This is a genomic window from Nocardia sp. CC227C (genome assembly GCF_030767025.1).
Classification (GTDB): domain Bacteria; phylum Actinomycetota; class Actinomycetes; order Mycobacteriales; family Mycobacteriaceae; genus Nocardia.
Genome location: NZ_JASITE010000002.1, coordinates 567,016 through 591,855 on the forward strand (window position 1 = coordinate 567,016; position 24,840 = coordinate 591,855).

At 69.2% G+C, this 24,840-nt stretch carries 23 protein-coding genes; 12 read left to right on the forward strand and 11 right to left on the reverse strand.

Translation table 11 applies throughout. The annotated features are described in order from the left end of the window. Positions 1 to 34 precede the first annotated feature (34 nt). From QMO76_RS05555 to QMO76_RS05565, 3 genes are all read left to right on the forward strand, one after another. The gene (locus tag QMO76_RS05555) at positions 35 to 820 is read left to right on the forward strand and encodes an alpha/beta fold hydrolase (protein WP_306360086.1); all 786 of its coding nucleotides are present in this window, start codon (positions 35 to 37) and stop codon (positions 818 to 820) included. A 61-nt stretch (positions 821 to 881) separates the two neighbouring features. Next, positions 882 to 1,199: an MGMT family protein gene (locus QMO76_RS05560; protein ID WP_306360087.1), complete on the forward strand. Its 318-nt coding sequence runs from the start codon at positions 882 to 884 to the stop codon at positions 1,197 to 1,199. Between the two features lie 369 nt (positions 1,200 to 1,568). Then, positions 1,569 to 2,309 (forward strand): VOC family protein, encoded by a 741-nt coding sequence (locus QMO76_RS05565; protein ID WP_306360088.1) that lies wholly within the window; start codon positions 1,569 to 1,571, stop codon positions 2,307 to 2,309. Positions 2,310 to 2,511: 202 nt separating this feature from the next. On the opposite strand, the gene QMO76_RS05570 is transcribed toward QMO76_RS05565, so the two are convergent. The 3 genes from QMO76_RS05570 to QMO76_RS05580 are packed head-to-tail and all read right to left on the reverse strand — an operon-like array spanning position 2,512 to position 3,708. Next, on the reverse strand, positions 2,512 to 2,865 hold the full coding sequence (locus QMO76_RS05570) for a WhiB family transcriptional regulator (protein ID WP_306360089.1): 354 nt from the start codon (positions 2,863 to 2,865) through the stop codon (positions 2,512 to 2,514). Beyond that, positions 2,847 to 3,284 (reverse strand): hypothetical protein, encoded by a 438-nt coding sequence (locus QMO76_RS05575; protein ID WP_306360090.1) that lies wholly within the window; start codon positions 3,282 to 3,284, stop codon positions 2,847 to 2,849. The genes QMO76_RS05570 and QMO76_RS05575 overlap by 19 nt, the downstream gene beginning before the upstream one ends. 37 nt (positions 3,285 to 3,321) lie before the next feature. Continuing rightward, complete coding sequence (locus tag QMO76_RS05580) at positions 3,322 to 3,708, reverse strand: hypothetical protein (protein WP_306360091.1); 387 nt, start codon at positions 3,706 to 3,708, stop codon at positions 3,322 to 3,324. A 293-nt stretch (positions 3,709 to 4,001) separates the two neighbouring features. Here QMO76_RS05580 and QMO76_RS05585 point away from each other — a divergent pair, with 293 nt between their 5' ends. Then, the gene (locus QMO76_RS05585) at positions 4,002 to 4,883 is read left to right on the forward strand and encodes an alpha/beta fold hydrolase (RefSeq protein WP_306360092.1); all 882 of its coding nucleotides are present in this window, start codon (positions 4,002 to 4,004) and stop codon (positions 4,881 to 4,883) included. A gap of 51 nt (positions 4,884 to 4,934) precedes the next feature. Here the strand turns inward: QMO76_RS05585 and QMO76_RS05590 are convergent, their stop codons facing one another. Further along, positions 4,935 to 5,756 carry a helix-turn-helix transcriptional regulator gene (locus QMO76_RS05590; protein ID WP_306360093.1) on the reverse strand — a complete coding sequence of 274 codons (822 nt, stop codon included), beginning with the start codon at positions 5,754 to 5,756 and terminating at the stop codon, positions 4,935 to 4,937. Positions 5,757 to 6,097: 341 nt separating this feature from the next. On the opposite strand from QMO76_RS05590, the gene QMO76_RS05595 reads away from it, so the two are divergent. Both QMO76_RS05595 and QMO76_RS05600 read left to right on the forward strand, forming a co-directional pair. Continuing rightward, positions 6,098 to 7,852 carry an NTP transferase domain-containing protein gene (locus tag QMO76_RS05595; RefSeq protein WP_306360094.1) on the forward strand — a complete coding sequence of 585 codons (1,755 nt, stop codon included), beginning with the start codon at positions 6,098 to 6,100 and terminating at the stop codon, positions 7,850 to 7,852. A 681-nt stretch (positions 7,853 to 8,533) separates the two neighbouring features. Beyond that, the gene (locus tag QMO76_RS05600) at positions 8,534 to 8,803 is read left to right on the forward strand and encodes a hypothetical protein (RefSeq protein ID WP_306360095.1); all 270 of its coding nucleotides are present in this window, start codon (positions 8,534 to 8,536) and stop codon (positions 8,801 to 8,803) included. Positions 8,804 to 8,838: 35 nt separating this feature from the next. On the opposite strand, the gene QMO76_RS05605 is transcribed toward QMO76_RS05600, so the two are convergent. Further along, positions 8,839 to 9,276, reverse strand: a complete 438-nt coding sequence (locus QMO76_RS05605) for a YdeI/OmpD-associated family protein (RefSeq protein WP_306360096.1) — start codon at positions 9,274 to 9,276, stop codon at positions 8,839 to 8,841. 441 nt (positions 9,277 to 9,717) lie between these two features. Here QMO76_RS05605 and QMO76_RS05610 point away from each other — a divergent pair, with 441 nt between their 5' ends. The 6 genes from QMO76_RS05610 to QMO76_RS05635 all read left to right on the forward strand — a co-directional run bounded on the left by QMO76_RS05610 (position 9,718) and on the right by QMO76_RS05635 (position 17,494). Beyond that, positions 9,718 to 13,512, forward strand: a complete 3,795-nt coding sequence (locus tag QMO76_RS05610; RefSeq protein ID WP_306360097.1) for a nitrate reductase subunit alpha — start codon at positions 9,718 to 9,720, stop codon at positions 13,510 to 13,512. Between the two features lie 10 nt (positions 13,513 to 13,522). Then, positions 13,523 to 15,316 (forward strand): nitrate reductase subunit beta, encoded by a 1,794-nt coding sequence (narH, locus tag QMO76_RS05615; protein WP_372341907.1) that lies wholly within the window; start codon positions 13,523 to 13,525, stop codon positions 15,314 to 15,316. Further along, positions 15,313 to 16,026 (forward strand): nitrate reductase molybdenum cofactor assembly chaperone, encoded by a 714-nt coding sequence (gene narJ / locus QMO76_RS05620; protein WP_306360099.1) that lies wholly within the window; start codon positions 15,313 to 15,315, stop codon positions 16,024 to 16,026. The genes narH and narJ overlap by 4 nt, the downstream gene beginning before the upstream one ends. Then, positions 16,023 to 16,757 (forward strand): respiratory nitrate reductase subunit gamma, encoded by a 735-nt coding sequence (narI, locus tag QMO76_RS05625; RefSeq protein ID WP_306360100.1) that lies wholly within the window; start codon positions 16,023 to 16,025, stop codon positions 16,755 to 16,757. Before narJ ends, narI begins: the two co-directional genes overlap by 4 nt. A gap of 84 nt (positions 16,758 to 16,841) precedes the next feature. Continuing rightward, a complete protein-coding gene (locus QMO76_RS05630) occupies positions 16,842 to 17,105 on the forward strand; it encodes a type II toxin-antitoxin system VapB family antitoxin (RefSeq protein ID WP_306360101.1) in 264 nt (87 codons plus the stop codon). Then, the gene (locus tag QMO76_RS05635; protein ID WP_306360102.1) at positions 17,102 to 17,494 is read left to right on the forward strand and encodes a type II toxin-antitoxin system VapC family toxin; all 393 of its coding nucleotides are present in this window, start codon (positions 17,102 to 17,104) and stop codon (positions 17,492 to 17,494) included. The genes QMO76_RS05630 and QMO76_RS05635 overlap by 4 nt, the downstream gene beginning before the upstream one ends. A gap of 51 nt (positions 17,495 to 17,545) precedes the next feature. Here the strand turns inward: QMO76_RS05635 and QMO76_RS05640 are convergent, their stop codons facing one another. The 6 genes from QMO76_RS05640 to QMO76_RS05665 form a co-directional block, all read right to left on the reverse strand. After that, positions 17,546 to 17,800 (reverse strand): three-helix bundle dimerization domain-containing protein, encoded by a 255-nt coding sequence (locus QMO76_RS05640; protein WP_306360103.1) that lies wholly within the window; start codon positions 17,798 to 17,800, stop codon positions 17,546 to 17,548. A 121-nt stretch (positions 17,801 to 17,921) separates the two neighbouring features. Continuing rightward, the gene (locus tag QMO76_RS05645) at positions 17,922 to 19,424 is read right to left on the reverse strand and encodes an RNase H family protein (RefSeq protein WP_306360104.1); all 1,503 of its coding nucleotides are present in this window, start codon (positions 19,422 to 19,424) and stop codon (positions 17,922 to 17,924) included. Between the two features lie 56 nt (positions 19,425 to 19,480). Next, positions 19,481 to 20,266 carry an SDR family NAD(P)-dependent oxidoreductase gene (locus QMO76_RS05650; RefSeq protein ID WP_306360105.1) on the reverse strand — a complete coding sequence of 262 codons (786 nt, stop codon included), beginning with the start codon at positions 20,264 to 20,266 and terminating at the stop codon, positions 19,481 to 19,483. After that, positions 20,263 to 22,020 (reverse strand): amidohydrolase family protein, encoded by a 1,758-nt coding sequence (locus QMO76_RS05655; protein WP_306360186.1) that lies wholly within the window; start codon positions 22,018 to 22,020, stop codon positions 20,263 to 20,265. The genes QMO76_RS05650 and QMO76_RS05655 overlap by 4 nt, the downstream gene beginning before the upstream one ends. Positions 22,021 to 22,025: 5 nt before the next feature. After that, positions 22,026 to 23,681, reverse strand: coding sequence for a class I adenylate-forming enzyme family protein (locus tag QMO76_RS05660; protein WP_306360106.1), 1,656 nt, complete (start codon positions 23,679 to 23,681; stop codon positions 22,026 to 22,028). After that, the gene (locus tag QMO76_RS05665) at positions 23,678 to 24,838 is read right to left on the reverse strand and encodes a serine hydrolase domain-containing protein (protein WP_306360107.1); all 1,161 of its coding nucleotides are present in this window, start codon (positions 24,836 to 24,838) and stop codon (positions 23,678 to 23,680) included. Before QMO76_RS05665 ends, QMO76_RS05660 begins: the two co-directional genes overlap by 4 nt. Positions 24,839 to 24,840: the final 2 nt, after the last annotated feature.

Below are 24,840 nucleotides of genomic sequence, written 5' to 3' on the forward strand. Positions count from 1 at the left end.
GCCGTCTGTCGTACCCACCCGGCAGAATGGGGCGGTGGTCGATCTCCAGGTACATCGTTTCGGGCCCTCGACAGGTCCGGTCGTCTTGGCGCTGCACGGCCTGACCGGGCACGGGAGCCGCTGGCGGGCGTTGGCCGAGGAGCAGTTGCCGGAGGTCCGGATGGTGGCTCCGGATCTGCGGGGACACGGCCGATCCACCTCGCTGCCGCCGTGGGATTTCGAAACGGTCGTCGCCGATCTCGTCACCGTGCTGACCACCGAGACCGGCAAACCCGCGGTGGTGGTCGGGCATTCGTTCGGCGCGGCGGTGGCGATCCACCTGGCGCGCGCCCGCCCCGATCTGGTGCGGGGGCTGGTCCTGCTCGATCCGGCCATCGGCATCGATCCGGTACTGCTGCACGACATCGCCCGCTCCACGCTCGAACACCCCGACTACGAGAGTGTCGAGGCCGCGCGGTTCGACAAATTGGAGACCGCCTGGGCCGAGGTGGAACCGCGGCTGCTGGACGCCGAGCTGGCCGAACATCTGGTGCCCACCGGCGGCGGCCGGGTCGGCTGGCGGGTGTTCGCTCCGGCCATCCTGTCGTACTGGGGGCAGCTGGCCCGCGATTTCGTGCTGCCGCCCGCGGGATTGCCGACCGTCCTGGTGCAGGCCGCGAAGGTGCGCCCGCCGTTCGTGCCGCCGGCCTTCCGCGCCGCGCTCACCGAGCAGCTCGGCGACCGGCTCACCGTGCACGACTTCGACTGCGACCATATGGTGCCCCAGGCCCGTCCCGCCGAGACCGCGGCGCTCATCCGCGCCGTGCTGGCGACCACGTGACCGGCCGGGCGCGGAACGCGGCAGCCACGAACGAATTCCGACACGACCGGGGGTGCAGGCGATGGCGACGACCGATGCCGAGATCGAGCGAGTCCGCGAACTGGTGGCCCTGATTCCGCCCGGCCGCGTCGCCACCTACGGCGATATCGCCGCGGCGGCGGGCCTGTCCACCCCGCGCACCGTCGGCTGGATCATGCGCACCGACTCCGCCGACCTGCCCTGGCACCGGGTGTTGCGCGCCGACGGCCGCCCCGCCCCGCACCTGGCGGGTCGGCAGCTGCGACGCCTGGCCGCGGAGGGGTGCCCGATCCTCGACGACCGCGTGGACCTGCGTCGCGCCCGTTTCGATCTCGCCGCCGATCGGTCGTCGGGCGACTGATCACGGTCGGTCGCGATACCGAGAAAACCTGCACGCTGTCGGAGCGGTCCGGGAAGTCCGCGCGGAACATCCGCACCGCCACCGTTCGACGGCACGCGGTTTCCGGATCGCGCGGATACAGCAGTGGCCGGTGCCGACCGCAGGCGGGCATGCCCTCGTCCCGGATCCGCCGGAAGAACTCGCAGCGGCCCGGATCCGCCGGCGGCCCGCTCGCGGCGACACCGGTTCCGGACCCCGCGACCGGCGGGAACCGGACGCCGAGCGATCCGACCGGGCGAGCCGATCGTTCGGGCCGACATCCGGCCGTTCGGCGACCACATCCGGCGAAACCCGATACGCGCCACCCCCTGCGGCGGTTACCGTGGATTCATGTCCACCCGTCTGGCATGCGTGGTGTTCGATGCGACCGAGCCCCGGTCGGCGGCTCGATTCTGGGCGGAACTGCTCGGCTGGGAGATAACGCTGGACCGGCCCGCCGGGGTGGACGTGGCCGCACCCGACCCGGACGGGCTGGAGGTGGCGCTGACCTTCCTGGCCACCTCGCACCCCAGGGCGGCGAAGAACCGCATCCACTTGGACCTGGCCAGCCGGTCGCTGGATCATCAACGGGTGCAGGTGGATCGGGCGCTGTCACTGGGTGCGCGGCGGCTGGATGTCGGTCAGGGCGCGGTGCCGTGGACGGTGCTGGCCGATCCCGAGGGCAACGAGTTCTGCGTCCTCGAGCCGCGTGAGCAGTACGTCGACACCGGCGCGGTGGCCGCTATCGTGGTGGACACCCGAAATCCGTTGCGGCTGGCCGAGTTCTGGTCGGCCGCGGCGGGATGGCCGCTCACCCACGACACCGCGCGCTACGCCGGAATCCGCTCGGCGACCGGGCAGGGACCCTGGCTCGAGTTCCTCCGCACCCCGGCCGTGTGCCCCGACCGCGGCCGCCTGCACCTGGATCTGGTCGCCTTTCCCACCGACGATCCGGCCGCGGAGGCCGCGCGGCTGCGCGCCGCGGGCGCGACGCCGATCAGCTCCGGCGGTAGCGAGTCCGATGCCCAGATAGCGGTTCTCGCCGATCCGGAGACCAACGAGTTCTGCCTACTACGCGCGCCCGCCGACTGACCTGTGGCGGGTCACCGGCGCGAGCCCCCGGCGCCGAGCCTCGGCCACCGGAACGAGCACCGAACCTCAGCTACCGGAACGAGTAGCGAACCGCGGCCGCCGGATCACGGCACCGGACGCCCCGCCGACCTCGAGCACCGGACGCCCCCGCCGACCTCGCCGACGAGGTAGCCGCCGCCGATTTCAGGGACGCCGCACGACCTCAGGCCGCCTCGCCCTTCTTCAGCCGCCGCCGCTCCCGCTCCGAGAGCCCGCCCCAGATGCCGAAGCGCTCGTCCCTGGCCATGGCGTACTCCAGGCACTGCACGCGCACTTCGCAGCCGGAGCAGATCCGCTTGGCCTCCCGGGTGGAGCCGCCCTTCTCCGGATAGAACGCCTCCGGATCGGTCTGGGTGCACAGTCCGCGCTCCCGCCAATCCGTATCGTCGAATTCGGCGTTGTCCGCGAGAGCCTCGAACGCGGCGTCGAACTTGGTGAACATCAACTTCATGGTGTGCCTCCAAGCATGCGTAGCGACAGCGGTGGTTTCGACGGGGGCTAGCGGCCCATGGCGCAATCGCCGACCGCGCTGAGCGGACGGGACGGCTCACCGGCGGCGAAGATGCGGCGGGCGTGCACGGCGGCCGGGCTGGACGACCAGGGCGCGAGGGCGGTGGTGAACATCAGCTCGCACCAGGACAGCGCGGGCACCTCGCCGCCCGCGAGCGTGCCCAGCAGCGACATCTCGGTGTCGTGGTCGGCCCAGGCGGCCAGCAGCCAGGCGGCGTCGAGGCGGCCGAGGAATTCCTCGGCGTCCTCCGGCGGGCCGTTCGGGGCGTCCACGGCGAGGTGGACGACGGCGGAAATGGCATGGCGCATACGGGCATCCAGTCCGATGCCGTTGTGTAGCAGCAGGCCCTCCAGCGCATCCCGCAGGCCCGCGCCGCGATCGACTCGGAAATCGGTGCGCCGCTCGGCGGTGGTGAACTCGAACATGACGTTCCTTTCGCAACAACTCACGCAGGAATAGAAATCAAGGTAGACAATGGGTTTCGACCTGAAGGGCCGGAATTCCGGGCGCGGTCTCCGCCGCGGTGGTCCGGTATTCCACGAGCGCCGCCAATGTTCCCGGCCGCCAATCCCGGCGACCGGGCACCCGGCGCCAGTCCTGTGCCGGATTGTCGGTGGTCGAGAGCAACCGCAATGTCATTCCCGCCATGGTCGCCATGCCGAACAGCACCGCCGCGTCCACCTCGCGATCGGGAACGGTGAGCCGCACATCGGCCCGGCGCAGGCCGGTTTCGGCGCACGCCCGCCCGGCCAACCACACCGCGCGGGACGCGGCGGCCATGCCGGCGGCCACCCGGGGGCCGCGTGGATGGGCAGCGGCGACCGCGATATGCGGTACCAGCCTGATCATTCTCGACATCGGTAACTCGCTTTCGAAACACGGCCGCCCCGCAAAACCATGACGTGACCGCCCGGATCATCGAAATGCATTCTGGTGAACCGCTTCTGGTTGCGGCTTCAATGCATGTGATTGATCTAAAAGCGACATGACCGACTTGTCCACCCGCAGCCCGGGTTTGAGCAAACCCCTAGCAGTACTCACACTGACCAGTGGTGGTACCGATGCGAGTAGCCACTCGAAGGAGAACGGCACCCTTTCGGCAAACACTGTCGCGCACCGCGTTCAGACCTTACGGTCTCCTCATGCCATATGTTCACACGGGCTCGGCAACCGTCCACTTCCGCACGTCAGAGGTATCGGGGCCCACCCTGGTGGGCGCACACGGATTCTTCCTGGACGGGTCCGTGTTCGAACCGCTCCGCAAACCACTGGCGGCGGCCGGGATAAACCTCGTCACCATCGACGCGCGCGGCCACGGCCGCACGCGGACACCCGAGGGTGAAATCTTCAGCTACTGGGATATGGCCGCCGATATCCTGGCGGTCCTGGATGAACTCGATATCGACCGGGCCGTGATCGGCGGCATGGGACAAGGCGGTTTCGCCGCGTTGCGCCTGGCCCTCGCCGCACCGCACCGGGTTCGGGGCCTGGCGCTGATGGATACCGAGGCGGGTGAGTGCACACCGGCGGAATTGGCCTGGTACCGCGTATTCTTCGAACGCTGGTGTGGAACCGAACCACTCGCGCCGCTCATCGCGGAATTGGCGCCGCTCCTCATCGGCGGCCAGGACCCGCGTGCTTGGCGGGAATGGACGGTGCGCTGGAGCGATTCCGATCGCGCGGCCGTGGGCGCGGCGGCGCGCTGCCTGATGGACCGCCGCTCACTCCTGCATCGGCTGCCCGAGATCACCGCGCCCGCGCTGGTATTGCGCGGCAGTCACGACGGCGTCAGCACCGCACAGAAATCGGAGGCACTGGCGGCGGAATTGCCGGGAGCCGACGGCACGGTCACGATCCCCGGCGCGGGCCACGGTGCGGTGTGGACGCATCCGGAATCGATCGCGCCCCTGCTGATTCAGCTGATGCGCCGGGTGGCGGACGACGTCGATCCGATGCGCACGCCGAGGACCGCACCGAACCGCGGTGCGCGAACCGCCGTGCCGCCTGCCGCCATAGCCATCTGATGCCCGCCCGCACCGGAACGCGGATGCGGCGGGCTGCCACCGCGCCCGCGCTCAGGACCGAACGTCGACGAGATGCGTCTGCTCCGGACACCAGGTGGGCAGTCCGAGGAAGATCTGGATCTGGTCCGGGTTGCTGGCGCTGTAGACCTTGAACAGCTGCACGGCGAGGGAGCGACAGTGCCCGGTCTCGGCGTCGCGGACGTGCATGATGGGCCGATCCCGCCCGTAGGCCGCCACCCCTTCGTCCCACAGCTCCCGGAACAGGTCGTAGCGCCCGAGTTCGGCGAGGAATTCGGTGGACCAGGCGGTGTCGCCGGTGCTGCCGATGAGCCCGCGCAGCCAGCGCACCGTGGTGCGCACCTCGGCTTCCCATTCCACCATGACCCGCCGGGAGTTCGGATTGGCGAAGAACCAGCGCAGCATGTTCACGTCCTCGGCCAATCCCGGGAATGCGCGATTGTAGCTGTCATTGCAGGCCAGCACATTCCAGCGGGTGTCGATATAGGCCGCCAGATGGGGTTCGTGCAATTCCAGCGCGCGACGCATATCCGGGCCGACGTCGGCGCGCAGTCGGTCGACCGACGGGAATTCCCCGGCGCCCAAACCGGCCAGGTCCAGCAGATGTCGGCGCTCCACCTGCGAGAGAGCGTCGATGCGGTCGAGATAGCGCACCAGCGCGTCGACCACCTCGCGGGTGGGATGGTCGCGGTCACCTTTTTCCAGGTGGCTGATATAGCTGGCGCTGACCCCGGCATTGAAGGCGAGGCGTTCCCGGGATACTCCTCGGTCGTCGCGCAGGCGACGCAGCAGCAGGCCGAACGACGGCGGGCGCACATTCTCCGAGTCACGCCTGGGTTTCGCGCTCGTAACCACGACTATCCCCTTCCACAAACTCTCAGCAATCACGTTCGATGCCAGCGCGGACCCGGCGGCGCAGTCAGCCGGACACCCGAACCACAACGTCGAAGAACTGCGGTGATTGCCTCACCCGTCGTCAGTTCCGCTTCGGGATAGTGCCACATTTTGTTGTACATAAGACCAAAACATGGCTGTTTCTTTACTGTGTCGCCGGCAGCGGGTCCATCTCGAACAGTAGCCCGCGAACATAGGGCAATCGAGAATCCGCAACCGCCGATCCGCGTCGAATTCGGGCCCGCCATCGCCCGCCCGCTACCATCGGCAGCCATGACCAGCCTCGTTCCGGACCGCGCCCCGTGACGACCGTCGACGCGATCGTGCTCGCCGGCGGGCGCGCCACCCGGATGGGCGGGGTGGACAAACCCGCCATCGTGGTCGGCGGGCAGTCCATGCTCGACGCCGCCCTCGGCGCGGTCGCCGGCTGCGCGCGCACGGTGGTGGTGGGGCCGCAGCGACCCGAGCTGCCGCCGGAAATCCTGCAGGCGCAAGAGATTCCGGCCGGGGCCGGACCGGTCGCCGCCATCGCCGCTGGCCTGGGCGTATTGGCGGACTGCGACTTTCCCGCCGGGCTGATCGTGGTGTTGGCGGCCGACATGCCCTTCCTCACCGCGCCCGCGGTCGACGAGCTCCTCACGCACGCACTCGAATCCGGCAGTGACGCGGTATTCGCGGCCGACGAGTCGGGGCGGCCGCAGTATCTGGTCGGGGTGTGGCGGCGCGAGGCGCTGACCGCGGCGGTGAGCCGGCTGGAGTCGTTGGTGAACCAGCCCATGAAGGCGGTGGTGCCGGTGGACACCGTCATGGTGCCGCTGGCGGGGGTCGCCGACTGCGATACCCCCGACCAGGTGCGCCATGCGCGGGAGGCGGTCGAGCACACCGCGGCAAACGCCCCGATGGGCCTGGACGAGGCGCGTAGTGTGTTGCGCCACAGTGTATCCCAGCTCACTCCCCACAGCGTCACCGTGCGTGCGGCGCGGGGCGCCGCGCTCGCCGAGCCGCTGCTGGCCGCGGACGCCCTGCCGCGCTTCGACGTCTCGGCCATGGACGGCTACGCCGTCTCCGGCGACGGACCGTGGCAGGTGCGCCGCGATATCGGCTTCGCGGGCGGACAGCGGCCGGTAGGACTGCTGGCCGGTGAGGCCGTCCGGATCGCCACGGGCGCACACGTTCCCGACGGCACCACCACCGTGGTGCGCGACGAATTCGTGCGGGTGGACGAGGGCGGCGTGCTGCATCGCCTGCCGGACACCCCGCTGCGCGACGATGTGCGCCGCCGCGGCGAGGACTGGCAGCCGGGGGCCGAGATCGCGCCCGCTGGGACACCGGTGAACGCCGCGCTGATCTCGGCGGCGGCCAGCGCCGAGGTGCGCTCGGTACTGGTGCGCGGCCCGGTGCGGGCGCGAATCGTCATGACCGGGGACGAGATTCGCAGCGAAGGGCCGCTGCACGCCGGACAGACCCGCGATTCGATCGGCCCGATCCTGCCCGATCTGCTGGCCTGGCACGGCGTGCGGACCCAGGACCGGGTCCATCTGCGCGACGCCGCCAACGCCTTCGACGAGGTGCTGGCCGCGGCGTCCGACTGCGATCTGCTGGTGATCGTGGGCGCGACCGGTGGCGGCGCGGCCGATCAGCTGCGCGCGGCATTGGGCCGCGCGCGGGCGAGCGTGCTGGTGCGCAGGCTGCGGCTGCGACCGGGCGGTTCCACGGTGGTGGCGCAACTGCGTTCCGGCGCAGTGGTTCTCGGCCTGCCCGGCAATCCGTTCGCCGCCGTCGCCACCCTGCTGGCACTGACCCCCGCCCTGGTGTCCGGCCTGACCGGCGCCACGCATGAGCGCGTCCTGCTGGGGCCGCTCGCCAATGCCGGTGAGGTCTCCGGCCCGGTGACGCGCATCGTCCCCGCCCGCGCGGCACCCGAAGGCGGCTGGGTGGGTGACGCGAGCATCCGCACCGCGCATCTGGCCGGGCTCCTGCACCGAGACGGCCTCGTGGTGGTGCCCGCCGACGCCCGCGACGGCGACCCGGTGCAGTTCCTGCCACTTCCCAACTGACCAGTCGCCGCGCCGCCGCGCCCCACGGCACCGCCTCGCCCCCACCACCGCCTCGCCCCCACCACACCGCCGCGCCCCCACCACACCGCCGCGCCCCCACCACACCGCCGCAGCCCGCTGCACCGCCGCGCCCCGCTGCACCGCCGCGCCACCGCACGCTTCCTGCACCGGCGCACCCCCACGCCACCGGACCCCGCTGCGCCATTGTCGCCGCACCCCCACGCCACCCCACTGCGCCACCGCACACCCCACTGCGCCACCGCCCCCCGCTACGCCACCGCCACCCCGCTGCGCCACCGCACCGCCGCGCCATCCGCCACATCACGCGGGCTTTCCGCGCCTCCCCCCTGTTCCGAGCCGTCGTCCCCATACCGAGCGCGCGATCCCCTCGACTCGGACGGCACGATCCCCAGACCGAACCGCATGGCCGTCCGCCCCGGGTGCCCGTCCGCCTCGGGTGCGGTCGGTCCGGTCGGCGACGACCGCGTGGCGACGTGGCTTGCGGCCGGAACGCGGGCGCAGTGAGTTCGACCACTGCGGTGGGGGCGGGTCGGCGGGCGGCGCGACCGCTGGAATGGGGTGCGGCCCGTGCCTTTGCGGCCGTGTGCGCCGAGAAACCTATTGCATACCAACCGGTTTGCGAGTGGTTGGCGGAGGGGCTGATGTGGTCGGGTAGTGCTCGTGGGAGACGAGCACTGCGGCACAGTCGATGGTGACGACGCGCGCACCGAGCCGACCGACCTCCCCTTCCTCGCGGGCCGGGTCTACGACACCGAAGACAGACTGATGCAGCGCGCCTACACCTTCGCCTGCCCGGTCCCCGGCTGCCCCCATCGGCACGAAGACCGCACCGACAGCCCGCCGGAGGTCTGGCAGGCGCGCGTCAAGTCGGCCCTGGCCCGGCATCTCGCCGCGGCGCACCCGGAATGGCGTCCGAGCGCCGACGACTGACGGCACGCCGGGACCGTCCGCCATCCGGGCGGGCATCACGCCCGCAACGAGTCGACGATCTTCGCGATCCGATCCGCCCGGGTCTCGGGACGCTTGGCCGCCGTGACACCCCGAACCCACGCACGACGCTTCGAGTAGCCGCGCTTGTCGAAGGCGTCGCGCAGCGCCGCCCTCGCCAGCGCGGCGGCCAGATCAGGGGGAACCTCCACTGCACGCTCGTCGGTATCGCGGGCGACCGTGACCGTGACCGTGCCACCGGGCTGCTTGCCGAGCACGGTACGGATGGACTTCAGCAGACCGAGACACGGACCATCGCCCATATTCACGACCGAGCCTCGGTAGGGCTGACCGTCGAAGGTGGCGGTCACCGGGATGCGGCCGCCGCCGCCGAGCCCGGCGACCACCTCTGGGGGAATGGGGATATACGCCCCGCCACCTCCGGCGGACCGGATCGTCCCCTCGAATCGCAGCATGGAATCCACGATATCGCGCACCCGTCGAGAGGTCGGCGGATTATGCCAGCGATCGCGCGGCAAACCAGGCAACCGAGGCGGGAACGCGCTGGTCGGAAAGGCACCCGAAGTTAGCTGGAATGGCGGATAATCGCGTGCCACCCGTCACCATCAGTGTGTTAACAAATATTAAGCGGCCGAGAACCGAACGTTTCCAAAGCATCACCGACACCGCCCCGAAACCCTCTCGGGGCGAGGCGTTTCAGCCGGTCATCATGGATACACGCAGGTAGAACGGCATCGACGGGAGGCGGGCCGCTATCGCACAGTGACCGCCACGTTGCGGCGACCTCACAACTCACAACGCGGGTTCGAGCACTGTGAGAGGATCGTTTTGACGCCCGCTATGACGTCTTTACAGTCGATGCAGCAGCCCAATTTCCACAGCTCGAAGGGGGCGTCATGGCAAACCCGGGGACCGATCGATCGTCCGCCGATGCACTGCTTCGACTGGGAAAGTATTTCAACCGCGGTGAGGTTTCCACGGACCTGCGCACGGTCCACAAGGTGGGCGGGCGCGATGCCGACGAGTTCTATCGGGATCGCTGGGCGCACGACAAGGTGGTGCGCTCCACGCACGGCGTGAACTGCACCGGCTCGTGCTCGTGGAAGATCTACGTCTCCGACGGCGTGATCACCTGGGAATCGCAACAGACCGACTACCCGTCCGTCGGCGCGGACAAGCCGGAGTACGAACCGCGCGGCTGCCCCCGCGGCGCGTCCTTCTCCTGGTACACCTATTCACCCGCGCGGGTGCGCTACCCGTATGTGCGCGGCGTCCTGCTCGAGCTCTACCGCGCCGCCAAGGCCGAACTCAAGGACCCGGTGCTGGCCTGGGAGTCCATCGTCGAGGACCCGGACAAGGCGAAGCGCTACAAGCACGCCCGCGGCAAGGGCGGTTTCGTGCGCGCCGAATGGTGGGAGGCCGCCGAGATCGCGGCGGCCGCACACGTGCACACCATCAAGAAGTACGGGCCGGACCGGGTCGCCGGGTTCTCCCCCATTCCCGCCATGTCCATGGTCAGCCACGCGGTGGGCGCGCGGTTCATCTCGCTCATCGGCGGGTCCATGCTGTCGTTCTACGACTGGTACGCCGACCTCCCGGTGGCTTCGCCGCAGGTCTTCGGCGATCAGACCGACGTACCGGAGTCGGCCGACTGGTTCGACGCGGGCTACCTGATCATGTGGGGCTCCAATGTGCCGGTGACCCGCACCCCGGACGCGCACTACATGACCGAGGCGCGCTACCGGGGTCAGAAGGTGGTCGTGGTCTCCCCCGACTACGCCGACAACACCAAGTTCGCCGACGAATGGGTGCCCGCGCGCCCGGGAACCGATGCGGCGCTGGCCATGTCCATGGGCCACGTGGTGCTGAAGGAGTTCTTCGTCGAGCGCGACACCCCGTACTTCCGGGACTACGTCAAGCGCTACACCGACCTGCCGTACCTGATCACGCTGGACGACCAGGACGGCGTGTGCGTACCCGGCAAGTTCCTCACCGCCGCCGACCTCGGACACACCGGGGAGGCCGTGGAATTCCAGACCGTGCTGTTGGACGCCGACGGAAACCCGGTGGTACCCAACGGCTCGCTCGGCCACCGCTTCACCGAGGCGGGCAAGGGCACGTGGAATCTGGACCTGGGGGACATCGATCCCCTGCTGACGCTGCACGGTCGCACCGAAACGGGGGGGCAGAGGGGTGGAAGGAACACCGCTGCCGCCGTGCAGCTTCCCCGCTTCGACGACGGCACCGCGGGCGTCATCACCCGCGGCGTGCCCACCACGACCATCGCGGGCAAGACGGTGACCACCGTCTTCGATCTGCTGTTGGCCCAGTACGGCGTGGCGCGCACGGGCCTGCCCGGCAGCTGGCCGACCGGCTACGACGATGCGAGCGAGCCGTACACCCCCGCCTGGCAGGAGGCCATCACCGGCGTTCCGGCCAAGCAGGCCGAGCGCATCGGCCGCGAATTCGCCGACAATGCCGAGAAGTCCCAGGGCCGCTCCATGATCCTGATGGGCGCGGGCACCAACCACTGGTTCCACTCGGATCAGATCTACCGCGCCTTCTTCACCCTGACCCTGCTCACCGGCTGCCAGGGCGTGAACGGCGGCGGCTGGGCGCACTACGTCGGTCAGGAGAAGTGCCGACCGGTCACCGGTTGGTCCACCCTGGCTTTCGGCCTGGACTGGCAGCGCCCGCCGCGCCAGATGCAGGGCACCGTGTTCTGGTACCTGTCCAACGACCAGTGGCGCTACGACCCGTTCACGGCGGAGTCGTTCGCCTCGCCGCTGGGGGCGGGCCGCTTCGCCGGACGCACGGCCGCGGACAATATCGCGCTCGCCACCCGGCTGGGCTGGATGCCGAGCTACCCGACCCTCAACCGCAATCCCCTCGACCTGGTGGACGAGGCGGAGGCCGCGGGCAAGACACCGGCCGAGTATGTGGTGGACGGCCTCACCTCCGGCGACCTGCGCTTCGCCTGCGAGGACCCGGACGCGCCGGAGAACTTCCCGCGCGTGCTGACCGTGTGGCGCGCCAATCTGCTCGGCTCCTCCGGCAAGGGCAACGAGTACTTCCACAAGCATCTGCTGGGCGCGGACTCCAACCTCCAGACCACCGACACCACCGGGGTGCGGCCGCGGGAACTGGTGTGGCGGGAGCAGGCCGCCACCGGCAAGCTGGATCTGCTCATGTCGCTGGACTTCCGCATGACCAGCACCACCCTGTTCTCCGATATCGTCTTCCCCGCCGCCACCTGGTACGAGAAGCACGATCTGTCCTCCACGGATATGCACCCGTTCGTGCACGCCTTCTCCCCCGCCATCTCCCCGCCGTGGGAGGCCAAGACCGACTTCGACGCCTTCCACCGCATCGCACGCGGATTCTCCTGGCTGGCCGAGAAGCATCTGGGCAAGCGCAAGGATCTGGTCGCGGTGCCGTTGCAGCACGACAGCGCCGACGCGCTCGCCCAGGCCGGTGGCCGCGTCCTGGACTGGAAGGCCGGGGAATGCGAGCCGATTCCGGGTAAGACCATGCCGAAACTGGTTGTGGTCGAACGCGATTACCCCAGCGTCGGCGAGAAGATGGCCGCGCTCGGGCCGCTGGTCGAAACGCAGGGCCTCACCGTCAAGGGTGTCACCACCATCCCCGACGCCGAGGTGGAGTACCTGAAGGGCGTCAACGGCACCGTGGTTTCCGGTGTGGCGCAGGGACGCCCGTCGCTGGCCAAGGACACCCACGCCGCCGAGGCGATCCTCGCGCTGTCCGGCACCACCAACGGCCGGCTCGCCGTGGCGGGGTTCCACGCGCTCGAACAGCGCACCGGCACCCAACTGGCCGATCTGGCCGCCGAACACGAGGGCAAACGAATCTCCTTCGCCGACACCCAGGCCCGGCCGGTGCCGGTCATCACCTCGCCGGAATGGTCGGGCTCCGAGACCGGCGGGCGGCGGTACTCGCCGTTCACCATCAATACCGAGCGGCTCAAGCCCTGGCACACGCTGACCGGGCGGCAGCACTTCTACCTCGACCACGACTGGATGATCGAACTCGGTGAGCAGCTGCCGATCTTCCGGCCGCCGCTGGACATGACGGCGCTGTTCAGCGAGCCCGGGGTCGGCAAAGTGAGCGAGAACGGCGTCACCGTGCGCTATCTGACGCCGCACTCCAAGTGGTCCATCCACTCCGCCTACCAGGACAACTTGCACATGCTGACGCTCTCGCGCGGCGGGCAGTCGATCTGGATGTCGGACAAGGACGCCGCCAAGATCGGTGTCGCGGACAACGACTGGATCGAGGCGATCAACCGCAACGGCGTCGTGGTGGCGCGCGCCATCGTGTCGCACCGCATGCCCGAGGGCACCGTGTTCATGTACCACGCGCAGGACCGTGCGGTGGACGTGCCGCGCATCGAGGGCACGCCGACCGTCGACGGGGCCGCGTCGAACGGCTCGGGGTCGAACGGCTCGGGTTCGAACGGCTCGGGTTCGAACGGCTCCGGGTCGAACGGCTTCGTCGGCAAGGGCAAGCGCGGCGGCATCCACAACGCGCTGACCCGCATCATGATCAAGCCCTCGCATCTCATCGGCGGCTACGCGCAGCAGTCCTTCGCCCTGAACTACCACGGCCCCACCGGAAATCAGCGCGACGAAGTAACGACCATTCGAAAGCGTAATCAGGAAGTGGAGTACTGACATGCGCGTCATGGCACAGCTCGCCATGGTCATGAACCTGGACAAGTGCATCGGCTGTCATACGTGCAGCGTCACCTGCAAGCAGGCGTGGACCAATCGCGGCGGCACCGAGTACGTCTGGTTCAACAATGTGGAAACCCGTCCGGGACAGGGGTATCCGCGGCAGTACCAGGATCAGGAGAAGTGGAAGGGCGGCTGGACGCTCAACCGCAGGGGCCGCCTCACATTGAAGTCCGGGTCGCGAATGAAGAGGCTGCTGAACATCTTCGCCAACCCGGACCTTCCCACGGTAAGCGATTACTACGATCCGTGGAGCTATGACTACGACAATCTGCTGTCCTCACCCCAAATCGATACAACTCCGGTGGCGCGGCCCAAATCACTGATCACCGGCGAGGACACCAAGGTCACCTGGGGCGCGAACTGGGACGACGACCTCGGCTCCGGCCCGGAGCAGGTCGGCAAGGACCCATTGCTGTCCAAGCTGTCCGACCAGGTCAAGCTGGAATTCGAGCAGACCTTCATGTTCTACCTGCCGCGCATCTGCGAGCACTGCCTCAACCCGTCGTGCGCGGCCTCGTGCCCCTCCGGAGCCATCTACAAGCGCGCCGAGGACGGCATCGTGCTGGTGGACCAGGACAAGTGCCGCGGCTGGCGGCAGTGCGTCACCGGCTGCCCGTACAAGAAGATCTACTTCAACCACAAGACCGGCAAGGCCGAGAAATGCACGTTCTGCTATCCGCGCGTGGAGGTCGGCATCCCGACCGTGTGCTCGGAGACCTGCGTGGGACGGCTGCGCTACATCGGCGTCATGCTCTACGACGCCGACGCGGTGCTGGAGGCGGCCTCGGTCGAGAACGACAAGGATCTGTACCCGGCGCAGCTGGGCGTCTTCCTGAACCCGCACGATCCGCGGGTGGTCGCGGAGGCCGAGCGGGCGGGCATCTCCACCGAATGGATTCAGGCGGCGCAGGATTCGCCGGTCTACAAGCTCATCGTCGACTATCAGATCGCGCTGCCGCTGCATCCGGAATACCGGACCATGCCCATGGTCTGGTACGTGCCGCCGCTGTCACCGGTGGTGGACGTGCTGTCGGAGACCGGGCACGACGGCGAGGACCACTCGAATCTCTTCGGGGCGATCGACGCGCTGCGGATTCCGGTGGAATACCTGGCGGAGCTGTTCACCGCCGGTGAGGTCGGACCGGTGCGGGCGGCACTGCAACGGCTGGCCGGGATGCGGTCGTTCATGCGGTCCATCAATCTCGGGCAGGAACCGGATCTGTCGATTCCGGAGGCGGTGCGGCTGGAGCCCGAGGAGATCGAGGCCATGTACCGGCTGCTCGCCATCGCCAAATACGAGCACCGGTACGTGATCCCCAGCGGCGCGACCTCCCGGGCGCACGAGCTGGATTCGCTGGCCACCGGATGCAGTCTGGACACCGACGGCGGGCCGGGCATGACGGCCTACGACTACATGGCGGACAAGTTCCACCTGAGCGATGGCCTCAGCGATACCAATGGCGCAGCGCCGGAGGAGAAGTCGAACCGGATCAACCTGCTCAACTGGGACGGCAAGCGGACCGACGGGCTGGTGCCGAGTCGCGACGGCGGCGACGGGGCTGCCGACGGCAACGGTGGAGCCGCCGACGGCACCGGGCACCCGGCCAATGGCCGCAACGGCGACGGCCGCAACAGCAATGGCCGCAACGACAATGGCCGCAACAACGGCAATGGCCGTGATGGCGATGGCGCGCACACCGATGCGGACCCCGCACCCGAGCCGAGTGGAGCCCACCGATGAAGCTGCTCACCCTGCGGCGACGGCCGGAGCCGGTGGTCCGGATGTCGGAGCGCGACCGCCGCCTGGTCTGGCGGCTGGCGGCCCTGCTCCTGGACTACCCGTCCGAGGACATGCTGCGCACCGTGCGCGAGTTCGGCGACGCCGCCGCCGAGCTGCCCGCCGAGGTGCGTGCCCAGCTCGACGAGTTCCTCGCCCACCTGCGCGATACCGATCCGCTGGAACTGGCCCAGCGCTATGTCGAGACCTTCGACATGCGCCGCCGCGCCAGCCTGCACCTCACCTTCTACGCCTACGGCGACACCCGCAAGCGCGGTATGGCGCTGCTGCGTTTCAAGCACGCCTACCGGCACGCGGGCGTCGAACTCGGCGACGAGGAGCTGCCCGACCACCTCCCGGTGCTGCTGGAATTCGCCGCCACGGTGGACCCCGTCGGCGGTGAACGACTGCTCGGCGAACACGTGCCGGTCCTGGAACTGCTGCGACTGTCACTGTCGGACAACGGTTCTCCCTATGCGGCCGTTCTCGCCGCCGTGACGGCCACGCTGCCCCCGGTGACCACCGCCGACCGCCGCCGCATCGCCGAACTCGCCGCCCAGGGTCCGCCCGAGGAGGCTGTGGGCCTCGGTCGCTCCGCAGGCTCCGCTCCTGCCGGACTGGATCCCTTCGCCATGGACCCCACCATGTTCGCCGGATCGGAAGGCCGCCGATGACCACCACCCTCTGGATGACCCTGCCGTACGTGGCCTTCACCTCGTTCCTGCTCGGACACCTGTGGCGCTACCGCAACGACCAATTCGGCTGGACCACACGGTCTTCGCAGATCTACGAATCGCGTCTGCTGCGGCTGGGCAGCCCGCTGTTCCACTTCGGCATGCTCGGCGTCATCGGCGGACATGTGGTGGGCGTGCTGATTCCCGCGTCCTGGACCGCCGCCATCGGCATCTCCGACCACATGTACCACGTGGTCGCCGTCTCCGCGGGAACGGTGGCGGGCGTCGCGGTGATCGTCGGCATCGGCATTCTGCTCTACCGCCGGATCACGGTGCCCGCCGTCCGCAAGGCCACCACCCGCAACGACAAGCTCATGTACGTCCTGCTGGCGGGTGCACTCGTCACCGGCATGCTCAACACCGTCGGCAGCAATCTGCTGTGGGGCACCTACAACTACCGTGAGACCGTATCCCCGTGGTTCCGCAGCCTTTTCACGCTGCACCCGCAGCCCGAGCTCATGGTCGGCACCCCCTGGACCTTCCAGGCGCACGGCCTGATCGTGCTCGCCCTCATCGGTGTCTGGCCCTACACCCGCCTGGTGCACATGTTCAGCGCCCCGATCGGCTACTTCGTCCGCCCCTACGTCGTCTACCGCAGCAAGCCGGACACCGCCTCGGACAAGCGCCGCTACGCCCGCGCCTGGGACTCCCCGGTCCTGCCGCCGCGCTAGCCGTCACCACGGGCGTGGATACTTCTACCTCAGCGGTATAGAATGGTAGAAACGCGTCCGAGACGTGGGAAAGAGGAACACGCGGTGAGCCTCAATATCAAGAACGAACATGTACACGCCCTCGTGCGCGAGGCCGCGCGCCGCACGGGGATGTCGCAGACCAGCGTGGTCGAGGAGGCCATGCGGCGTCTGCTACGGGAACTCGATTCCAGCACCGCGGTCACCGCCGCCATCCAATGGCAGGAGGTCGAGGACATCTTGACCGACCTGCATTCGCGGCTGACACCGGAGAGCCGCACCGTGCTCACGACGGACGATCTGTATGACGAGCAAGGCATGCCCGCGTGATCATAGATGCGTCAGCCTTGCTCGCCATCTTGCTCGATGAGCCGGAGTGCGCCGACTTCACCCACGCGATCCTGGTCGCGGCCGAACCGATGATGTCCGTGGTCAACCATCTCGAAGTCGTCATCAAGGCGGATCGCCATGCGGATCCGGTTTTCGCGCGTCGCACCGATCAGCTCGTCCGGCGATTGCGGATCGAACTCCAGCCGGTATCCGTCGAGCAGGCTGCCATCGCCCGCAACGCCTATCGTGACTTCGGCAAGGGCAGTGGGCACCCGGCCCAATTGAACTTCGGCGACTGCTTCGCCTACGCCCTAGCGGTTGCCACCGACAAACCGCTGCTATACAAGGGAAAAGACTTCGTGCACACGGATATTCGCGCGGCACTGTGAGTGGTCGTAGCCCATAGCGCCCCGGACGAACCCCGCTGGCGGTCGGGAAGTTCAGCCGGGGGCGGTCATGACTCGCAGCCGTTCCCTGGTGGACCGCTCGGCCAACAGGGGGAGGAAGGTTTCCACCTTGGCCTGTCGCGCCACCCGGCGATAGGTGGAGTACAGGAGGTGGTCGACGGTCTGCTCGTCGATGTGGTCGCCGAACTCCCGCAGCAGGCGAACGACGGCGGCCTCGAGTGCGGCTTTCTGATCGTGAGGGAGATCGCCGCGCGCATGCGCGGCATGGTCGACAGGAATCTGTGTCATTGGCGAACTCCGGCAGTTGAACCAGTTCGGAGTCGGCGTCCACCGTGCCGTGTACGCCATGCATAGGAATTGCCGTTGCCACCTTGCCGGAAAACGAACACCCGGTGAACGGCCGGTGTGCTCACCAGCGGGCGGCGCGGGCCAGCCGGTGTGCCTGCTCATTGAGCGGGTGACCGCCGTGGCCGCGAGTCCACTGCGCCCGGAAGGGCAGCGGCCTGCCCAGGGCGCGGTCGACGTGGTCGAGCACCCGATCCGACACCGGAAAGGGCACCCCGTCGGCGGCACGGCGTCGGACCGCGGTGTTGACCGCGGTCACGGCCTGCTCGCAATCGGAGAGGATGTGCAGCTCCCGCTCGAAAAGCTCGGGTGCGGCGGCGGTTTCGCAGATCGCGATGATCTCCGATTCCACCGAGCTCCGCCCGTCCACGCACCGCCCGCTGCGGCTGCGCCCGTCCTCGGCCGCCCAGCCGTACCCGCCCACCTCCCCGTATCCGGAGGCGTCGGCGGCAACGGTGAGCGGTCCGGACGGTATCCCGGCCACCGGGCGCGGCGCGGTCGGCTCCCCGTCGGGCGCGGGTCGCGGCGGCACCGTCGACCGCACGGCCAGCCGCAGCCGGTCCGCCAGCTCACCGCCGCCGGTGCCGAACAGCGTGAATTCGGCCCGGTCCCAGCTGTCGCGATGCTCCCACACCACCCGGCGGACGCGTTCCCACAGTGCCCGGTGCACCCGCCCGACCTCTTCGGCGGCGGCCGTACCGCACCATTTCCGCACGGAATCGGTTGCGGCGTCGACCAGTTCGACGATGGTGTCGCGCGAGTCCAGATATCTGCGCAGTGCCTCCCGCCGCTGCACGCGCAGTTCGGCCAATTGGTCGTAGCGCTCCACCACGCGCGGCAGCGCGGCCTCGAGCGCGGCACCCGACAGCGGGCGTGCCGCCGCCACCGCGTCGTCGAGTTCCGCCCGCAGCACGAGTTCCAGCGCTTTGAAGGTGGCGTACCAACGCTCCGCCACCGCCGGATGGTCCGAGCCGGGCACCCGTGCGCCGCCCAGCGCCCGCCGCACCACGGCCGCGAATCCCGCCTCCTCCAGGGCCAGCAGCCGCCGCGCCTCCGGTGTCGGCGTCTCGGTCAGCCATCCGTGTGTCACGGCCCATCGCCACCAATCGCGCGACGGCAGCCGGGTGCGCAGCGGATCGAGACCGCAGGCGCTCATGGCATTCGCGAACGCCGCCTCGTACTCGGTCGGCAGCAGCAGCGACAGCACCCAGGCGCAGACCTGTTCGTAGCCTTTGGGACCCGTGCGCCGCGGCGTGCGTCGCCCCTCCCGCAGGCGGGCCAGGGCGGCGACGCGCAGGGCCTGCGCGCGGTGCTCCAGCTCGGCGAGTTCGCCACGCTCCCGGCGGTTTCCGCGCCGCAGCTTGAGCAGGCACAGGTCGCGCATGAGCAGCGTCTCCCAGTAGTAGAGCGCGTTGACGCGACGCTCGCGCAATACGTCGGCGTGCAGGGCGGCGAGCAGCCCGGGCGCGGCCGTCTCCTCGATCTCCGCCCAGCAGGCATCCAGCAGCGCGTCGAAATCGTTTCGCAGGGAATCGATTACGCTCTCGGATGCGACGGTCTCGGCCACCTGTCGACGGTAGCCGCTACCACCGACAGGTCGGGGGCCGATGCCGACGGAACCGCTCAGGCCGACGACAGTTTCGCCAGGTTGGGGAAGTTGCTGATCTCCCAGCCGCCGTCCACCACCAGTTCGGTACCGGTGATGTAGGAGGCGTCGTCACTCGCCAGGAACAGGCACGGTGCGGCGATCTGCTCCGGGGTGGCCGCCGCCCCGAGCGGAATCCGTTCCAGGAACATCCGTTCGGCGGGTTCGTAGGCGAGCACCGGTGCCACCAGCGGCGTGTCCACCAGTCCGGGCAGCACCGTATTGACGCGAATCCGGTACGGGGCCAGCTCCAACGCGGCGCTCTTGGAGAACATCACCACCCCCGCCTTGCCGGTGGAGTAGGCACTGCCCGCGGGCATGGGGATGCGGCCGTCCAGCGACGAGATGTTCACGATGCTGCCGCCGCGCCCGGTGTCGCGCATGAGCCGGGCCTCGTGTTTGGTGCACAGGAAGACGCTCTTCTGCACCAGGTCGACGGTGAAATCCCAGTCCTGGACCGACATGTCGGTGATCGCGCCGATACGCGAGCCGCCCGCCACGTTGAAGGCCATGTCCAGGCCGCCGAAACGCGCCGCCGCCTCGGCGATCCCGGCCTCGACCTGTTCCTCCACCGTCACATCGGCGGCGACGGGCACGAAGGCGTCGCCGAATTCGGCCGCCCGCTTCCGGATACCGCCCTCGTCGATATCCAGCCCGACCACCCGCGCGCCCGCGGCCAGCAGGGCGGTCGCGACGGCAGCGCCGATACCGGAGGCCGCACCGGTCACCACCGCCGTGCGCCCGTCGAATCCACCCGTGCTCACGCGTTGTCCTTTCGTCGTCCGGCGCGCAGGAAGCGGCCGGTGCGTTCGACGCCGAGCAGCGGTGACCGCCGCCCCGCACCGAAGACGTACTGTCCGTTCACCAGCACGGCCGTGACGGTGTCGTCATTGCGGTTCACCATGCGCGACAGCCCGTCGTACTCGGGCACGGCGTGTTCGGCGTACTCCTCGAGCCGGTCGTCGAGCCGTTCGGGATCGAGGACGAGCACATCGGCGCGGTCGCCCACCCGCAGATGTCCGGCGTCCAGGTCGTACCAGTCCGCGAGTTCCCCGGTCACCCGGTGCACCGCGTATTCGACGCTCGTGAACGGCCGCCCGGCCCGCTCGTGGTCGCGCACCCGCCGCAACAGCCGCAGCCCGAAGTTGTAGAAGGCCATATTCCGCAGGTGTGCGCCCGCGTCCGAGAAGCCGAGCTGCACGCCGGGATCGGCGGCCAGCCGGTTCAGCACCTCGGGCCGGTGGTTGGAGATGGTGGTGCGCCAGCGCACCTTGGAGCCGTACTCCACCAGCAGATCCAGGAAGGCGTCCACCGGGTGCACCTCACCGCGCTCGACGCCCACCTGCCCGAAGGTCTTGCCGATCACGCTGTCGTCCGGGCATTCGGTGATCTCGGCGTCGAAGAAGTCGCGGTGCCACACCCGCGGCCCCCACTTCTTCTCGTAGTCCGCGCGGAACCAGCGCCGGTACTCCTCCTGGCCGAACAGCTCCTGCCGGCGCTCCAGTTGATCGGCCAGGTGCAGCGCCGCCGCACCGGAACCGAACTCCTCGAAGACCGGCAGATCGATGCCGTCGGAGTACACCTCGAACGGCACCGGCAGATGCTGCCAGCGGAAGTCGCCGCCGAGCGCGTTGAGCACCCGGGCGATCCACGGGAAGATGTGCACCACACCGGGAATGGCCTTGATATCGGCCGCCGAGAGCAGGCTGACCTTGAGGCGGGGCCGGATGATGCCGAGGCTGCTCACCGCCATGGCCACCAGGCTCCGGGGCCGCGCCACATCCGGGCCGCCCTGTAGCGCCCGGCCGCGGCGACGCAGAATCGCATTGAGCCGCCGCCGTTCCCGGGTGGTCGCGTAGGTGGAGGGCAGGGTGCGGGAACGGCAGACCTCGCCGTCGAGTTTGTCGAACAGCAGCTGCTGCGAGGACATTCCGACGAAACCAGCGTCCAGGGCCTCGGTGAGCCGGTGTTCCATGGCGCGCAGCTCCACCTCGGTGGGCCGCACGTCCGGGCGGGTGGCCCGATCCAGTCCCATGAGCGCGACCCGGATATCCGAATGACCGATGAAGGCCGCCAGATTCGGCCCCAGCGGCAGCGATTCCAGCGCCGCCAGGTAGCCGTGCGCGCTGTTCCAGGTCTTGGCGCTGTCGACGGCGGCGACCACATGCCGCCGCGGAATGGCCTCCACCCGGCCGAACAGGTCACCGGCCTGCGACCCGTTCACGTGAACGGTGGACAGTGAACAGGAGCCGAGCAGGATCGTGGTCACCCCGTGCCGCACCGATTCCGACAGGGACGGATCGAGCAGCACTTCCACGTCGTAGTGGGTGTGGATATCGATCATGCCGGGCATGACCCATTTGCCGGTGGCGTCGATGACGGTGTCGCAGCCGGATTCGTCCAGCGGCTCGGCGCTGACGGCCGCGACCCGGCCGTCCCGGATGCCCAGATGCCGGATGGCCGAGGGCGCGCCGGTGCCGTCGAACCAGCGTCCGCCCTTGATGACGGTGTCGAACACGGTACTCACCCCATAGTCACGTCGCGACGCAGCACCTTGCCGGTCACATTGCGCGGCAGCGGATCCGAGGTGATCCGCCAGACCGCCGGAACTTTGAAGTAGGCGAGGCGCCGCGCCACGAATTCGCGCAGTTCGTCCTCGGTGACGGCGACCGGATCGGCGACCACCACCACGGCGGCGACCTGCTCGCCCAGATCGTCGTTCGGCAGCCCGAGCACCACCGATTCCAGCACCGCCGGATGTTCGTCGATGACATTCTCGATCTCGGTCGGATAGACGTTCTCCCCGCCGCGCAGAATGAGATCCGAACGCCGACCGGCCATCTGGAGCCTGCCCTCGCTGAGGAAGCCGAAATCGCCGGTGCGCAGCCAGCGCTGTCCGTCGATGGCGGCGGTGGTGGCGGCCTCGTCGTTCCAGTAGCCGAGCATGACATACGGGCTGCGCACGCAGACCTCGCCCGGCTCCCCATCGGGCAGTACCTTGCCGTCGGGATCGCGGATCTCCACCGTGACGCCCACGATGGGGCGGCCCACCGTCTCCGGATGCGCGGCCAGCTCCACGGGATTGGCGACCGTGGCGGCGGTGCCGCTCTCGGTGCAGCCGTAGCTGGTGGTCAGCGCGACCTGAGCCACCGGCAGCCGCTCCCGCAGGCGCGCCTGGAGGGCCGGTGAGGAGGGGGCCGTGTTGAGTGAGAAGGCCGTGAGTGAGGACAGGTCGTAGCGCGAGAGATCGTGCCGCAGCATGCGGCTGGCCATGGTGGGCACCGCCGCCCAGTGGGTGACGCGCTGGGCTTCGATCAGGCGGCACAGCCGGTCGACGTCGTACGCGCCCTGGTAGACGACCACGGTGTCACCGGTGACGATGCGCGGCACCGCCAGATTGTGCAGACAGGCGATGTGGAACAGCGGCGAGGTCATGAGGTAGCGACGGCCCCGCGGCGCGGGGTCGTAGTCGCGGCCCATGAAGCCGTCCAGCATGCCGTCGGTGAATCGGTGGTAGTTGCTGATGGCCACCAGGTTCCGGTGCGTGTGCACCACGCCCTTGGGGCGGCCGGTGGTGCCGCTGGTGTAGAGGATGACCGCGGGATCGTCCTCGGCCGCGGCGGTTCTCGGGAACTCACCGCGGTATTCGTCCACCAGCGCGGGCAGATCACCCTCCATGGTGAGCACCGGGATGCGGGTTCCGCTCTCGGCCAGGAGTTCGGCGCGCCGCGCGTCGGCGATCACCACCACCGGCTCGGTGTGCTCGAGCCCGTAGGCGATCTCGCGCGGTGCCCACCACGCGTTGTAGCCCACCGGAATCGCGCCCAGGCACTGGGCGGCCCAGAAGGTGAGCACCCAGTCCGGGTCGTTGGCGGCGAGAATGCCGATGCGGTCGCCCTTGCCGATGCCGTAGCGCTGTGCCAGGGCGGCGGCCAGGGCACCGGCCGCCTCGGCGTGCTCGGCGAAGGTCACGGTGCGTTCGGCGGTGACCAGGTACTCGCGATCACCGTGTGCGCGGGAGGCTTCCAGCAGTTCCAGCATCGACCGGGCCCGGTTCACGACCAGCGGGACGGGCGCGCCCAGGACCTCTTCGACGGTCATTTCGAACGGTCCGCCCGGACCGGTCAGCTTGGCGGCCACCTGGGCGGCCAGTGCCTGGAGATCGACGGCATGCGTCATGAGTCACGTCCTCGACTGTCGTTCACGGCCGCGTACACGGCACTCAGATAGGCGTCGCAGCGCTCCGACCCGATCAGGCCGGTAGCCATGCGGTTCATGGCGTAGGCGACGGTGATGCGGCGGTCGAGGTCGTTGACGACCATGGCCCCGCCCAGACCTCCCCACCAACACACCCGGCCCTCCGGAACGTACGGCGCGGTCTGCGGCTGCGGCAGACCGTAGCCGATGCCGAAGCGCAGCGGCAGCAGAATCGCCTGATCCACGCCGTCGGACTGCTGCCGGAAGATGAGGTCGATAGTGCTGGGCGACAAGAACTTCCGGCCGCCGAGCACACCGCCATTGCTCACGATGGACTGCACGCGGGCGATGGAGCGGGCATTGCCGTGCCCGCCCACACCGCCGATCTCGGCCTGCCGCCAGCCCGGGGTGGCGACCGCGTCGAAATCCAGCAGGGGTTGGAACAGCGTCTTGTACAGCACGCTGTCGTGGGGCAGCTGCGACTGGTCGAACTGCATCCAGTCCGGCGGCACCAGGGTGGCGATCCGGTCGAAATGCTCCGGGGCGGTGCCGATATGGAAGTCGGCCCCCAGCGGTCCGGCGAATTCCTCGGCGAAGAAGCGACCCAGGGTGCGGCCGTCGATGCGGCGGATGAGCGCGTCCACCAGGTGCCCGTAGTTGAGGGCGTGATAGCCGGAGGCGGTGCCCGGCTCCCACCACGGCGGCTGCGCGGCCAGCCGCTGCTGTGCCGCCGCCACGTCGTAGATGTCGGTGAGCTCGATGGGCGCTTCCCAGCCCGACACCCCGGAGGTGTGCGAGAGCAGATGGCGCACTTCGATATCCGCCTTGCCCGCGGCCGCGAACTCGGGCCAGTAGTGCGCCACCTTCCGGTCCACGTCCAGCTCACCGCGATCGACCAGCAGCAGGGCGCACAGCGCGGTCATGGTCTTGGTGATGGAGAAGGTGTTGACCAGGGTGTCGGCACCCCAGCGCCGGGACCGCCCGGGATCGGCCCAGCCGCCCCACAGGTCCACCACCGGCTCACCGTCCGCCGTGACGCACAGCGACGCGCCCAACTCCGCGCCGGATTCCACCTGATCGGTGAAAGCCGCTCGCACACCTTCGAATTCGTCCGTACAGAAACCGGCGACAGTGCCCATGT